Source organism: Alkalihalobacillus sp. MEB130 (assembly GCF_032335535.1).
Classification (GTDB): domain Bacteria; phylum Bacillota; class Bacilli; order Bacillales; family Bacillaceae_D; genus Halalkalibacter.
Genome location: NZ_JAOANA010000001.1, coordinates 86488 through 100033 on the forward strand (window position 1 = coordinate 86488; position 13546 = coordinate 100033).

14 protein-coding genes are annotated in these 13546 nt (G+C 40.4%); all 14 read right to left on the minus strand.

Going from position 1 to position 13546, the window contains the following annotated elements; all coding sequences use genetic code 11:
- Positions 1-23: 23 nt before the first annotated feature.
- Positions 24-752, minus strand: coding sequence for a YwmB family TATA-box binding protein (locus tag N0O92_RS00480; RefSeq protein WP_315612635.1), 729 nt, complete (start codon positions 750-752; stop codon positions 24-26).
- Between the two features lie 217 nt (positions 753-969).
- A complete protein-coding gene (gene sufB / locus N0O92_RS00485) occupies positions 970-2367 on the minus strand; it encodes a Fe-S cluster assembly protein SufB (RefSeq protein ID WP_315612636.1) in 1398 nt (465 codons plus the stop codon).
- 53 nt (positions 2368-2420) lie between these two features.
- A complete protein-coding gene (gene sufU, locus N0O92_RS00490; protein ID WP_315612637.1) occupies positions 2421-2858 on the minus strand; it encodes a Fe-S cluster assembly sulfur transfer protein SufU in 438 nt (145 codons plus the stop codon).
- Positions 2848-4068 (minus strand): cysteine desulfurase, encoded by a 1221-nt coding sequence (locus tag N0O92_RS00495; RefSeq protein ID WP_315612638.1) that lies wholly within the window; start codon positions 4066-4068, stop codon positions 2848-2850. Before N0O92_RS00495 ends, sufU begins: the two co-directional genes overlap by 11 nt.
- Positions 4068-5375 (minus strand): Fe-S cluster assembly protein SufD, encoded by a 1308-nt coding sequence (gene sufD, locus N0O92_RS00500; RefSeq protein ID WP_315612639.1) that lies wholly within the window; start codon positions 5373-5375, stop codon positions 4068-4070. The genes N0O92_RS00495 and sufD overlap by 1 nt, the downstream gene beginning before the upstream one ends.
- A 77-nt stretch (positions 5376-5452) precedes the next feature.
- Positions 5453-6247: a Fe-S cluster assembly ATPase SufC gene (sufC, locus tag N0O92_RS00505; protein WP_315612640.1), complete on the minus strand. Its 795-nt coding sequence runs from the start codon at positions 6245-6247 to the stop codon at positions 5453-5455.
- A gap of 311 nt (positions 6248-6558) precedes the next feature.
- Positions 6559-6696 carry a YuzK family famiily protein gene (locus tag N0O92_RS00510; RefSeq protein WP_315612641.1) on the minus strand — a complete coding sequence of 46 codons (138 nt, stop codon included), beginning with the start codon at positions 6694-6696 and terminating at the stop codon, positions 6559-6561.
- 214 nt (positions 6697-6910) lie between these two features.
- On the minus strand, positions 6911-7288 hold the full coding sequence (locus N0O92_RS00515) for a carboxymuconolactone decarboxylase family protein (RefSeq protein ID WP_315612642.1): 378 nt from the start codon (positions 7286-7288) through the stop codon (positions 6911-6913).
- 107 nt (positions 7289-7395) lie between these two features.
- Positions 7396-8664, minus strand: coding sequence for an MFS transporter (locus N0O92_RS00520; RefSeq protein WP_315612643.1), 1269 nt, complete (start codon positions 8662-8664; stop codon positions 7396-7398).
- Between the two features lie 158 nt (positions 8665-8822).
- Positions 8823-9059: a YusG family protein gene (locus N0O92_RS00525; protein ID WP_315612644.1), complete on the minus strand. Its 237-nt coding sequence runs from the start codon at positions 9057-9059 to the stop codon at positions 8823-8825.
- A gap of 1455 nt (positions 9060-10514) precedes the next feature.
- Positions 10515-10901, minus strand: a complete 387-nt coding sequence (gene gcvH, locus N0O92_RS00530; RefSeq protein WP_315612645.1) for a glycine cleavage system protein GcvH — start codon at positions 10899-10901, stop codon at positions 10515-10517.
- A gap of 69 nt (positions 10902-10970) precedes the next feature.
- Positions 10971-11327, minus strand: coding sequence for an arsenate reductase family protein (locus tag N0O92_RS00535; RefSeq protein WP_315612646.1), 357 nt, complete (start codon positions 11325-11327; stop codon positions 10971-10973).
- A gap of 78 nt (positions 11328-11405) precedes the next feature.
- Positions 11406-11567 carry a hypothetical protein gene (locus N0O92_RS00540; RefSeq protein WP_315612647.1) on the minus strand — a complete coding sequence of 54 codons (162 nt, stop codon included), beginning with the start codon at positions 11565-11567 and terminating at the stop codon, positions 11406-11408.
- Positions 11568-11750: 183 nt separating this feature from the next.
- Positions 11751-13535 (minus strand): acyl-CoA dehydrogenase family protein, encoded by a 1785-nt coding sequence (locus N0O92_RS00545; RefSeq protein WP_315612648.1) that lies wholly within the window; start codon positions 13533-13535, stop codon positions 11751-11753.
- Positions 13536-13546: the final 11 nt, after the last annotated feature.

Consider the following 13546-nt stretch of genomic DNA (forward strand, 5'->3'; position numbering starts at 1 on the left):
TTTCAGGAATCTAACTCAGATCATTAGTACTCTGCTGTAATAATAGGCGTTCCAATTGTGAGTTCAACTGTGCCAGCTTCTCCTATATCTCTTACACCAATTTGGAGATTAATTTGTTCTGTTGCATTAATTTCAATGCCGCTTTCCCATTGGTTCGTGTAGGCTGATAACGAAACAAAATGATCCTCTATTATGCCTTCCTTTACTTCGCCAGCAAAATCTTCTACAAAATTTGTTGCTAGATTCTCTAGATCTTGACCATTACGGGGCACTGTTGCTTTTACAGTCGCATAGTTATCATTTCCTTGAGTTTGTTCAGTGATGATATTTGAGATCTCATCATTCCAATCAACCCCTGTTATTTGGTGAGTAATATTGATCATTTGCTGTCCCATGCTTTCGTGAGCTGTTAAAACGAAGCGCTCATCCGTTTTCATCTCTAAATTTTTCTTCGTTCCTACTACTTTTCTGTATTCATTGTCCCTGACTTCTTCTTCAGCCCACTGAAACTCACTTTTTTCATTTATCATCTCTACTATGTATTTATCGACAGTCTCATGATCTTTTGCCATTTTCATTTCGTGTTTGGAATAGACGATCCACGAATTGATTGCAATTTCTTTTTTATCAGCCACAGCCATCATATCTTCTAATTTGTTTTCCTTAATTGTATCTCCACTTACAGATTGAAAAGTGTACAAACCAAACATAAGAGATAGTATCGTGCTATATAGTATTATATTTTTTATCATTTCTCTCACCTCCCTAGCATCATTGACAGATTCATAGAAAGCTAAACAATGAAACTATAATTTTTTTCAGTTCTATAACTGGTCTTAAACATAATACGCAAAGAACTATCAAAGTTTTGTAGTTTAGTAGAGTGTAAAATCACTTTGGGGTCAGACCCCTCTTTACTCCACTAAAGCAAAAAGAAGCAAACCCTGAGGTTTGCTTCTTTTGAATTTATTACCCGATAGATCCTTCCATCTCAAACTTGATAAGACGGTTCATTTCTACGGCATATTCCATTGGAAGTTCTTTTGTGAATGGCTCGATGAAGCCCATTACGATCATTTCTGTAGCTTCTTGCTCAGAAATACCACGGCTCATTAGGTAGAAGAGTTGATCTTCTGATACTTTTGATACCGTTGCTTCGTGCTCTAGCGTAATGTTGTTGTTTAGAATTTCGTTGTATGGAATCGTATCTGATGTTGATTCGTTATCCATGATGAGTGTGTCACACTCGATCTTCGACTTAGAGCCTTCTGAACGACGGCCGAAGTGACAGATCCCACGGTATGTTACTTTACCACCGTGTTTTGAGATTGATTTCGATACAATCGTAGATGAACAGTTAGGTGCTAGGTGATGTACTTTCGCACCAGCATCTTGGTGCTGCCCTTTCCCTGCGATTGCAATTGAAAGGATCGTTCCTTTTGCCCCTTCACCACGCATTACAACAGCTGGGTATTTCATTGTTAACTTAGAACCGATGTTACCATCAACCCATTCCATTGTTGCACCAGCATCTGCTACTGCACGCTTTGTAACTAAGTTAAAAATGTTCGGTGCCCAGTTTTGAATCGTTGTGTAACGGCAATATGCGTCTTTTTTAACGATGATTTCAACAACCGCACTGTGTAGTGAGTTAGTTGAGTAAACTGGTGCTGTACATCCTTCAACATAGTGTACAGAGCTATCTTCATCAGCGATGATTAGTGTACGCTCGAATTGACCCATGTTTTCAGAGTTAATACGGAAGTACGCTTGAAGAGGTGTATCTGTTTTTACGCCTTTTGGTACGTAAATGAATGATCCACCAGACCAAACTGCTGAGTTTAGTGCTGCAAACTTGTTATCAGATGGAGGAATAATCGTTCCAAAGTGCTCTTTGAAAATGTCCTCATGCTCTCTTAACGCCGTATCTGTATCGGTGAAAAGAATGCCTAGGTCTGTTAGTTCTTGCTTCATGTTGTGGTAGACAACCTCAGACTCGTATTGAGCAGATACCCCAGCAAGATACTTTTGTTCAGCTTCAGGGATCCCAAGTTTATCAAACGTGTTTTTAATTTCTTCTGGTACTTCATCCCAAGACTTCTCTGACTTCTCTGATGGCTTAACATAGTACGTAATGTCATCAAAGTTTAGTTCAGCTAAATCTCCGCCCCATTGCGGCATGGGCATTTTATAAAATAGTTCTAATGATTTTAGACGGAAATCTAACATCCATTGTGGTTCATTTTTCATGCGTGAGATTTCTTCAACGATTTCTTTCGTTAATCCACGCTTTGAACGGAAAATCGAAACATCTTTGTCCGAGAACCCATATTTATATTCTCCGATATCAGGCATTTTTTTCGCCATTGTGAAAGCCTCCTTCTAATGTTTGAGCCGGCGTAGCCGTACGCTCAAGGGCACTACTCTTTTTGGTCGTTGATTCCTTTTTCCATTGCCTTCCATGCAAGGGTCGCACATTTAATACGAGCAGGAAACTTCGCCACACCTTGTAGTGCTTCAATATCACCTAAGTCAAAACGCTCATCATCGTAATCTTTTCCGAGCATCATATCTGAAAAAATATTCGACATCGCTACTGCTTCATCCAACTTCAAGCCTTTAATAGCCTGAGTCATCATCGAAGCAGAGGCTAAACTAATCGAACAACCTTCACCAACAAATTTTGCATCCGTAACCTTATCATCTTCTACTTTCATTTGAATTTGAATCCGGTCCCCACAAGTTGGGTTGTTCATATTTACAGTAACGGTATCGCCATCAAATTCCCCTCTGTTACGAGGATTTTTGTAGTGATCCATAATGACCTGTCTGTAAAGTGTATCTAAATTAGAAGACATCGCCAAAGTACTCCTTTGTTTTTACTAGTCCAGTGACAAGTGCATCAACGTCCTCTTTCGTGTTGTACACATAAAAGCTAGCACGAGCTGTAGCTGTAACATCAAGCCACTTCATAAGTGGTTGCGCACAGTGATGACCGGCACGTACAGCAATCCCCTCTGCATCTAATACAGTTGCCACATCATGTGGATGAACATCATCCAAATTAAATGTTACCACACCTGCACGCTTTTTAGGGCCAAAGATTGTAAGACCATCAATTTCAGATAAACGCTCTATTGCATATTCAGCAAGCTCATGCTCATGCTTCAGGATGTTATCTAAACCGACCTCTTCTAAAAAGTCTATGGCAGCACCTAGTCCAATAGCACCTGCAATAATGGGAGTACCTCCTTCAAATTTCCAAGGAAGCTCTTTCCATGTTGAATCTTGTAATCCAACAAAGTCAATCATTTCTCCTCCAAATTCAATCGGCTCCATTTTTTCTAGGAGATGCTTTTTGCCATAAAGGGCTCCGATTCCCGTAGGACCACCCATTTTATGACCTGAGAAGGCGAAGAAGTCGCAATCAAGGTCTTTTACATCAACCTTCATATGCGGTGTACTTTGAGCACCATCCACAACCATAATCGCTCCATTGCGATGAGCAATTTCAGCAATTTCTTTAATTGGATTGATCGTACCAAGTACGTTTGAAACATGCATAACAGAAACGATCTTAGTGTTTTCCGTTATCGTTTTTTCTACTTCAGCTAGATCAAGTGTACCATCAGGCTGAAGAGGGAAATATTTTAACGTTGCTCCTGTTACCTTTGCCACTTGTTGCCAAGGGATGATGTTGCTGTGATGCTCCATCATTGAGATCACAATTTCATCCCCTTCTTTCAAGTTGTCGCGTCCATAACTAGAAGCAACTAAATTCAAGGCTGTTGTTGTACCTCGCGTGAACACAATCTCTTCAATTGAGTCTGCTCCAATAAAGTTACGGACTTTCTCACGTGCGCCTTCGTACCCATCGGTTGCAAGGGTTCCAAGCGTATGAACTCCGCGATGAACATTTGAGTTATAGCGACGGTAATAATCATCAATCGCTTCAATGACTTTTAGTGGCTTCTGAGATGTTGCCGCGCTATCCAAATAGACAAGCGGATTTCCGTTTACATTTTGATCAAGTATCGGAAACTGCTTTTTGATGTCTTTGGCATTCATTAGCGAACTTTCCCTTCAATTGCCTCTCTTAAACGATCCTTAACAGAATCAATTGGAAGTTGCTCCACAACAGGCGCTAAGAAACCGTGAATCACTAAACGTTCTGCTTCTTTACGAGAAATCCCGCGGCTCATTAAATAGAACATTTGAAGTGGATCTACTTGACCGACAGATGCGGCGTGACCTGCTGTTACATCATCTTCATCAATAAGAAGAATTGGGTTTGCATCTCCACGCGCTTTCTCACTAAGCATAAGAACGCGCTCTGTTTGAACACCGTTTGATTTTGTTGCACCGTGTTCAATTTTTGTAATTCCGTTAAAGATAGAAGTAGCTGCTTCACGCATAACACCATGCTTCAGGATATGACCTTCAGAATGTTTTCCGTGGTGGAAAATTTGTGTCGTGAAGTTTTGCTTTTGCTCTCCGCGACCGATCGAAACCGTCTTCGTATCTGCCCAAGAACCGTCACCCACTAGGTGAGTTGTATTTTCAGAAACCGTGTTTCCGTCATTCATTTGACCAAGAGCCCAGTCAATACGAGCATCTTTGTCAACATGAGCACGACGTACTACATACGTTGTTACGTTGTTACCAACGTTATCAACAGCTCCAAAAGCTACTTTTGCATTCGCTTTTGCATATACTTCTGCAACAACATTAAGTGCTGCTGCACTTTCTACGTTAGAGATATAGTTTTCCACATACGTAACAGAACTATTTTCTTCAGCAACCACGATCACATGGTTAGAAAAAATGGCTTCTGGTGTCTCAAGTGAGAATACAGCTTGTAATGGAATTTCCACTTGAACATTTTTTGGTACATAAATAAATGCTCCACCATTTAAAAGTGCTGCGTGCAAACCTAGCAACTTGTTTTCTTGTGGCTTAACTGCTTCACCGAAAAGGTATGGCTTTACAAGATCCACATGCTTATGAAGAGCCGTTTGGATGTCAGTAAAAATAACCCCTTTTTCAGCTAATTCAGCATTTGTTTTAACGTAAACTGCTGTTGTGTCTTGTTGAACAAGTAAGTTTTGCTCAGCTGTTTCTTCGCCAATTAATGCTTGAAGCGCCTCTGGCAATGCTTTTACAGACGTAGCTTTTGGCTTTTGATTCATATCAAAGCGAGTTTGAGTAAACGTCCACTTATCAATTTTTGTTTTATCTGGCTTTGGAAGTTCAGCTGTTTCAGCTAACTCTAAGCCTTTTAAACGAATGTCGCGAACCCATTCTGGTTCGTTGCGTCCATTCGAGAATGATTCAATTTGTTCTTTACCGAACAGTCCTTTTGTCTCGACTGACATACATTACCCACCCTTTACTTTTGTACTACTCGCCCGCTGCGAGGTTGCATTTGTCTTTTGCTAATCCGACCTTGTTATTACGCTTCTTGGTTCGCTGCTTCTACACGCTCGTCTTCGATACCAAGCTCTTGCTTAATCCAGTCATAACCTTCTGCTTCTAAACGAGTTGCAAGCTCAGCGCCACCAGATTTCACAATGCGTCCTTGCATCATTACGTGTACTTTGTCTGGAGTAATGTAGTCAAGTAGACGTTGGTAGTGAGTGATGATTAAACAGCCAAAGTTTTCGCTGCGCATTTCATTTACACCTTTTGAAACGACTTTTAATGCATCAATATCTAAACCTGAGTCAATTTCATCTAAAATCGCAATTTTTGGCTCAAGCATTAATAGTTGAAGAATTTCGTTACGTTTTTTCTCTCCACCTGAGAAACCTTCGTTTAAATAACGATGAGAGAAAGAATCGTCCATATCAAGAAGTTCCATTTTTTTGTCTAATTGACGGATGAACTTCATTAGAGAGATTTCATCGCCTTCTTCACGTTTTGCATTAATAGCTGAACGTAAGAAGTCCGCATTTGTAATCCCACTAATTTCACTTGGGTATTGCATTGCTAAGAAAAGACCAGCTTGGGCACGCTCGTCCACTTCCATTTCAAGTACGTCTTCCCCATCAATTGTTACTGAACCGCTCGTAATTTCGTATTTAGGGTGACCCATAATAGCAGAAGCAAGAGTGGATTTCCCTGTTCCGTTCGGTCCCATAATCGCGTGGAATTCTCCACCTTTTATTTCAAGGCTGAAATCTTTTAAGATCTCCTTTCCTTCAACTGATACGTTAAGATTTTCAATCTTTAGAAATGGTACTGACATTTACAATGACCTCCAATGTATTTTGCTTTATCTAGATGACAAAGCTTGCTAATTTTTTGTGATAGGTTATTCTCAATCTATTCTCATTACAATCTTATACTAAATCTATTATAAGTTCAAGAAGTGTGAATCAAATAAAGTTCTATTTCTACTATGTATATAGTAATAACTAATATCTGTCACAAATTGATGAAAAATAAGACGAATGAGGTGGTCCATCTTTTATCATTCCAATAAATCTACATATGTAAACAACGTAGTTTTATATAGGAAAAGAGTAGTACCTATGGCACTACTCCCACTTTTCTATACTAATTGAATTGAGCTGCAAGCTTTTTGCTTTTCTCGTAGTCTTTTTCACGTTGTTTCTCGATCTCTAACCGTTTTTCCAAGTTACGATTATACTCTGCATAACTTGTGCCATGAGATTGTTGCATTGCTTTTTCCATTTCACCATTGTGTTGGTTTTTTAATAAATGGATAATGAATCAACCCTTTCTCGATTTGTCACGTATTATCGTACCATGGTCAGAAAATTTGACCAACACGGAAAAATCAAGATAGATCGTGAAATAAAGACGTGAGATCGGATTATGTAATGTCAGAAAATATTCCATTAGATTTTCTCGACCTTACAAAAGGAGATGGCTCATTTCATTGCTATTATTGCATTTTCATTTTGTTGCCACCTAGTTCCGTAATACACTCTTGAACAAGGGTAACAGCTTGGCTCATTGCTGCTCCACCACCAAATGCGGCTGTCACACCAACCGTTTCCAAAATCTCTTCTTCCGTACATCCTTGGTCAATGCATCCTTTTGCATGATAAATAATGCAATATTCATCTTGAGAAAAAACACTAATACCTAAAGCAATCATTTGCTTCTCTTTTTGTGAAAGCTTGCCTTCTGCAAAGCACGCTTCCGTAAACGCATTATACTTTTGTGCAATATCAGGCATTTTTTGTGTGAAATTTCCTAACCCTTGTTTGTACTCTTGTAATGCCATTTCAATAGGATTGTTTTGTTGTTGTTGATCCATGAACATGACCTCCTTTATTCTTTTCGTAACAACGATAGTATTCGTAAGAAAAGATGGCTTTATACAGTCATTGGAGGATGATTATTCAAACAAAAAATTAGTACAAACTACGCTACTTCTTTCTGTGTTTTTTTCGAATCAATCTGACGGAATACAAAGAAAAAGTACGTTGATCCTAACACATACAGAAAAGCCGTAATGGAAAAGACATACGCATACCCGTAATAAGCTCCGTAAAGTACAACAATCGATGTAGAGACAGGCCCCATTACTGCCCACCCTAATTGAAAGACCATTTGCCCAACTGAGTTGGCCAATCCTTTCATCGAATCATCAACGGTTCTCATCATTAAGGCCATTTGAATCGGGTTTCCGGCATTCATTAATGCTTGTCTAAACAAAAATCCGATAACCGCTAACCAGAGATTCTCTGTATAGGCTGTTAACAACAGAAACGGAATCGAAGCTAATTGCAACATCACAACTGCTTTTACCTCTCCAAACCGTTTCACAACAGACGGGCCAATCATAAAGGCGACAGCGGTCATCGCTTGCCCAAGAGATAAAATAAGTCCAACAAGAGAATTACTAATTTCAAATCGATCACTAAAGTAAAGGTTCAAATATGGAATAACAAGACCTGAGCCAAATCCAATCAATAAATTAGCAACTGCAAACAAGCCGATCCATTTTATACTTGAGCGATGAGTAGTCAATAATTTTCCAATTGAGCTGGCTCCGGTCTTCTGAATTCGTGCCTTGCTTTGGTCTTTTATTTTGAAAATAGGAATAAGAGCTAGAAAGAAAAAGACAGAACCGATCACTAAGGTGATTCTTACACTCTCAAGCATCGTTACATGAAAAAAGAGATGAAATAAATCAGTTAACGTACCTCCAAGTGCATTCCCCACTACATTGGCAACCATAATTAAGGCAAAATTAAAGCTAAATAGATGTACTCGCTCTTTTTCAGTTGAATTTTCTGCTAAGAGTGGAATGGACGAAACTTGAATAAAAGCCATAAACAGTCCGGTTACAAAAGCCATCACAATGAGTGTTTGCTCGCCTTCTAATAACGCTCGAAACAGCAAACTAGTTGCAGCGAACACTGCTCCAATTATGATAATCCTCTTTCGTCCCCACTTGTCACTTATCAAACCTGCAGGCAAAAGAGCGACCGCACTCGCCATAGCTTGCATCGCAATCACTCGACCGTTCATTTGATCACTGTAGCCGAGTTCTCGTATGTAATAATTATAAATCACCATAAAAATACCCATTCCGATATTGACGAGTATAGAGGCCAATAAAAAGAGCCTTACATTATGGTTATAATTCTTGAATTGTTCATTCCATTCCCCTACAAACCTGCCCATTGTTACACCTTCATTTGTATTATTTCGGATCACTAAATAAATAATAGGGGATATGGAGAGAAAAGAAAAGAGAAAGATGCAAAATCACTTGTTTAGATAAATAAAGAAAAAGCTGACATGAAGCTTAATCCATGCTTCATGTCAACTTAAAAAAGGCGCTAGCACCAGCCTTCATCGCAGCCTTCTACATATGACTTCACTTCATTTGGGTTCTCCTGCTCATACCGGAAGACTTTATCATTTTCAAATTCAAAGCCTTCAGCCATTTCATGCTGAAACCCTTGATTCGTTTCAATAACTTTCCCCACTTGAGCATCTCCCATATATAAATTCATATGGCCATTTTCATATTTCCCTTTCACTCTGCTTGTTACATCTACACGAACTAAACTCACTGCCATAACCTCCTTGTACAGAAGTTAGTATTATGATGCCCGCTTACGGTGTTTGAAATCATGGGGAATTTATGAAAAGGAGGGAGTGGAGTGTGGAGGTCGTGCCCAGTGTAATGGACAAGCGGACTGTAAGGCCCTTATTTTACTCATATTAGCTTTTTTCAACACTAAAAGGACTGAGGTTCCTCTATTTGCTCATTATTACTGCAATAACCACTCTTTATTGGTAAATAAGGTCCCTGGTGTCCGCTTAACCCGTGAATCGTGATTTTTCTTTTAAATAACGGCTCTGGTGTCCGCCACTTTAAGGGAGAACCAAGAAAGTGCCCGAAAAACTGCCCGGTGTAATGGACAAGCGGACTGTAAGGCCCTTATTTTACTCATATTAGCGTTTTCCAACACTAAAGGGACTGAGGTTCCTCTATTTGCCCTTTATTACTGAAATAACCACTCTTTATTGGGAAATAAGGTCCCTGGTGTCCGCTTAACCCGTGAATCGTGATTTTTCTTTTAAATAACGGCTCTGGTGTCCGCCACTTTAAGGGAGAACCAAGAAAGTGCCCAATAACTTTAGTCGTGCGGATATATGCTGAGCACTGGCTTCACTCGTCGTACCCCTTTTTAGAGCTATTTCATAAAGATTGTTGCTACCTCGTATCGTTTTTTCTCATAGTGAAATGGAGCGGAAGTCACTCGACTCGGGATGAAGAGGTAGGGGCGAGACCCCACTGGCGTAGTCGTGGAGGCTCGGCACCTCCCGCGGAAAGCGAGTGGCTGGAGCGCAATGGAACGAACATGTGGAGAACACTTCCCCCCCGACAGCTCCGCTAATTCCAACAACTAAAAAACCAGGAAGGTTGTCCCCCTGGCTTAAATAGTGCGAACATGGTGTGCACTGGCTTCACTCGTCGTGCGCCTTTTTGAGAAGAGCGCTCAAAAAAGCTTAAAACATTACGACGGCTCCGCTCAGTGCTTCGACAAAAAAGAACCAAAAGGAAAGACCGCCTTTTGACCATAGATCGTGCGAACATAGTGTGCACTGGCTTCACTCGTCGTGCGCCTTTTTAGAAGAGCGCTCAAAAAAGCTTAAAACATTACGACGGCTCCGCTCAGTGCTTCGACAAAAAAGAACCAAAAGGAAAGAGCGCCTTTTGACCATAGATCGTGCGAACATGGTGTGCACTGGCTTCACTCGTCGTGCGCCTTTTTGAGAAGGCCACTCAAAAAGGCTTAAAACATTACGACGGCTCCGCTCAGTGCTTCGACAAAAAAGAACCAAAAGGAAAGAGCGCCTTTTGACCATAGATCGTGCGAACATAGTGTGCACTAGCTTCACTCGTCGTGCGCCTTTTTGAGAAGAGCGCTCAAAAAAGCTTAAAACATTACGACGGCTCCGCTCAGTGCTTCGACAAAAAAGAACCAAAAGGAAAGACCGCCTTTTGGTTCTTTTTTGTCTTAGTCTTCACTAATCATTTCTTCATATTGGTCTGCTGTCATAAGTTTGTCGATTTGGCTTTTGTCGGTTGGTTCAATAACGATCATCCACGCTTTTTCGTATGGAGATTCGTTGACGAATTCTGGTGAATCATCGAGGTCTTCGTTGATTTCAACGACTTTTCCGCTAATAGGTGCATATAGCTCTGATACTGTTTTAACAGACTCTACGCTACCGAAAGGCTCGTCCGCTTCAATTTCATCGCCAACTTCTGGAAGTTCAACAAATACGATGTCTCCAAGTTCAGCTTGAGCAAAGTCTGTGATTCCTACACGTACTTTGTCGCCTTCAACTTTTACCCATTCGTGCTCTTCTGAATACTTTAATTCTTTAGGTAAGTTGCTCATTCCAAATTCCTCCATCTACAAATGCAAATTTTACTATATTATACCTGCTTTTCCATTGAAAACAAACCATTACTTCCAAGTTTGTTCAAATTGATCTTCTTTAAATCCGACTGATACAGTTGAGCCATTCGTCGTAATTGGACGCTTAATCAACATACCATCAGAAGCAAGCAATTCAAGAGCCTCATCCTCACTCATGTCCTTTAGCTTATCTTTCAAGCCAAGTTCGCGGTATTTTTGACCACTTGTGTTGAAGAATTTCTTTAACTCTAGTCCGCTTTTTTCCAAAAGGTCACGCAGTTCTTCTTTTGTTGGTGGGTTCTCCACAATATGTATTGCGTTCACTTCCATTTCGTTATCTGCAAACCATTTTTTCGCTTTGCGACATGTTCCACATTTAGGGTATTCATAAAAAGTAATGGCCACGGTTATTCCTCTCCTTTCACATCTTTTAAAAATGATAAGGAAGAGCACCCACTACTTGTGGTGTTCTCCCTTATTTTATTATTGCTGATCTTCTGTTTCTTCACAATGGTTTAGCTCAATTATTTGTTCCGTATTCCAAGTTGTTTGTAAGGCTTCATGGACAGAATCTTCATTTGTTGTTGCTGTATCTTCTACGCCTGTTAATGGAGCTGTGTACGTTAGTTGTTCTTTTTTGTTCATGTGGAGCGCCTCCCTGCCGTGTTTTTTCTAGGATGTGTTGAATAGATCGGAAACATGTGTGATAGGTTGATTATCTCTTCAATGTTAAAGAAGCCACAAATCATTGTGGCTTCTTTAGTGAGAGGAGAACGCTCCAAGAAAGGAGTCTATTTTATTTTTGAGAGTGAGAAACCCTCAAAATTGTTACACAACATATCGTTTTTCTTCTAATACAGCTGATGCAATTTGACGTTTCTTTGCAATGACATTAATTGGCGTGTGGCGTGTTAGCTTACGAAGAACACCTAGCATGGTGCGAAGCTTATCGCCTTCTTCCATTCCAACAAGTGACTCTTTTGCATGAGCCTCAATTCGGTTAAACGCTTCTTGGCAAAAAACTTGAGTCATGAGAAGCTTTTGGTTTGCCTTTTCTAGGCCCGATTTGTTGATCGCTTTTTCTGTACGTAGAATGGCTGATTCCATCGAGAAAATGTCACTAACAATGTCGGCAACATTAGACAGCTGCTCTTGTTCATGCTGAAGTTTTTCTGCATATTTTTGCGCGCCGTTTCCAGCAACCATTAAGAAAATCTTTTTCGCCATTCCTAGCAAGTATTTTTCTTGCTCAAGTGGTTCTTCCCCAATTTCTTGCGGCATGAGCATCATGATTTCTTCTTGAAGGGCGGTCGCTTTTTGAAGCAGTGGCAACTCACCTTTCATCGCTTTACGCATAATCGTTCCTGGTACAAGAAGTCGATTGATTTCATTTGTTCCTTCAAAAATACGATTGATTCTTGAATCACGATACATGCGCTCCACTTCATACTCAGCCATAAAGCCATATCCACCGTGTATTTGAACAGCTTCATCTACGACATAGTCAAGTGTTTCTGAGCCCACTACTTTATTTAACGAGCACTCTATTGCATATTCAGCAATCGCCTTTGCTACGGCACGACCGTCTTTTTGCTCTTCATCCGTTAATCCTCCAAGGCGTTCTTCAAACAGTCCACCCGTTCGATAAATCGAGCTTTCCGCTGCGAATGTGGCCACCGCCATGTTCGCTAGTTTTTCTTGGATGAGTGTGAATTTTCCAATTGGTGTTTTGAACTGTTTTCGCTCATTCGCATAGGTTGCTGCCAGTTCAAGCGCTCGCTTCGAACTGCCGACACATCCCACACCAAGCTTATAGCGGCCAACATTTAAAATGTTAAAGGCAATCACATGGCCTTTTCCAATCTCACCGAGTACGTTGTCAACGGGAACAAGAGCATCTTGGAGAATAAGGGTTCTTGTGGAAGACCCTTTGATTCCCATTTTCTTTTCTTCTGGTCCAGTTGAAACCCCTTCAAAGTCCTTTTCAACAATGAAAGCTGTAAACTTGTCACCATCAATTTTTGCATAAACGACGAATACATCGGCAAAGGCTGAGTTGGTAATCCATTGTTTTTCTCCGTTTAACACATAATGCGTACCCGCATCATTTAGTACAGCTGTTGTTTTTGCCCCTAATGCATCCGATCCTGAACTTGGTTCTGTTAGCGCATAAGCTGCTAATCTTGCACCAGATGCCAAATCAGGGAGATATTTCTCTTTTTGCTCGTGAGTCCCAAAAAAGACAATTGGCAAGGAGCCGATTCCCACATGAGCTCCGTGACTTAGTCCAAATGCTCCGCCTCGAACGAATTTTTCAGAAATAAGGGAAGAACTAATTTTATCTAAACCTAGGCCACCGTATTCTTCAGGTACATCGGCACCAAGTAAGCCTAGTTCACCTGCTTCTTTTAACAACCGAACCGTATTGTCAAATTGATGTTCTTCAATTTTTTCTAACACAGGTTCGACTTCCTTAATGACGAATTCTTCTGTCGTGCGGCCAATCATCACATGCTCATCTGTAAAATCCTCAGGTGTAAACAGCTTTTCTGCCGCTAAATCCTCAACTAAGAAACTCCCACCTTTTACCACTTTATCTTCTGTATGACTCATCTATCGTTCCT

What these genes read in the sequence shown, in the direction of transcription:
- N0O92_RS00480 (WP_315612635.1), bottom strand. Translation starts at nt 752, where the DNA reads ATGATAAAAAATATAATACTATATAGCACGATACTATCTCTTATGTTT.
- sufB (WP_315612636.1), bottom strand. Translation starts at nt 2,367, where the DNA reads ATGGCGAAAAAAATGCCTGATATCGGAGAATATAAATATGGGTTCTCG.
- sufU (WP_315612637.1), bottom strand. Translation starts at nt 2,858, where the DNA reads ATGTCTTCTAATTTAGATACACTTTACAGACAGGTCATTATGGATCAC.
- N0O92_RS00495 (WP_315612638.1), bottom strand. Translation starts at nt 4,068, where the DNA reads ATGAATGCCAAAGACATCAAAAAGCAGTTTCCGATACTTGATCAAAAT.
- sufD (WP_315612639.1), bottom strand. Translation starts at nt 5,375, where the DNA reads ATGTCAGTCGAGACAAAAGGACTGTTCGGTAAAGAACAAATTGAATCA.
- sufC (WP_315612640.1), bottom strand. Translation starts at nt 6,247, where the DNA reads ATGTCAGTACCATTTCTAAAGATTGAAAATCTTAACGTATCAGTTGAA.
- N0O92_RS00510 (WP_315612641.1), bottom strand. Translation starts at nt 6,696, where the DNA reads ATGGAAAAAGCAATGCAACAATCTCATGGCACAAGTTATGCAGAGTAT.
- N0O92_RS00515 (WP_315612642.1), bottom strand. Translation starts at nt 7,288, where the DNA reads ATGGATCAACAACAACAAAACAATCCTATTGAAATGGCATTACAAGAG.
- N0O92_RS00520 (WP_315612643.1), bottom strand. Translation starts at nt 8,664, where the DNA reads ATGGGCAGGTTTGTAGGGGAATGGAATGAACAATTCAAGAATTATAAC.
- gcvH (WP_315612645.1), bottom strand. Translation starts at nt 10,901, where the DNA reads ATGAGCAACTTACCTAAAGAATTAAAGTATTCAGAAGAGCACGAATGG.
- N0O92_RS00540 (WP_315612647.1), bottom strand. Translation starts at nt 11,567, where the DNA reads ATGAACAAAAAAGAACAACTAACGTACACAGCTCCATTAACAGGCGTA.
- N0O92_RS00545 (WP_315612648.1), bottom strand. Translation starts at nt 13,535, where the DNA reads ATGAGTCATACAGAAGATAAAGTGGTAAAAGGTGGGAGTTTCTTAGTT.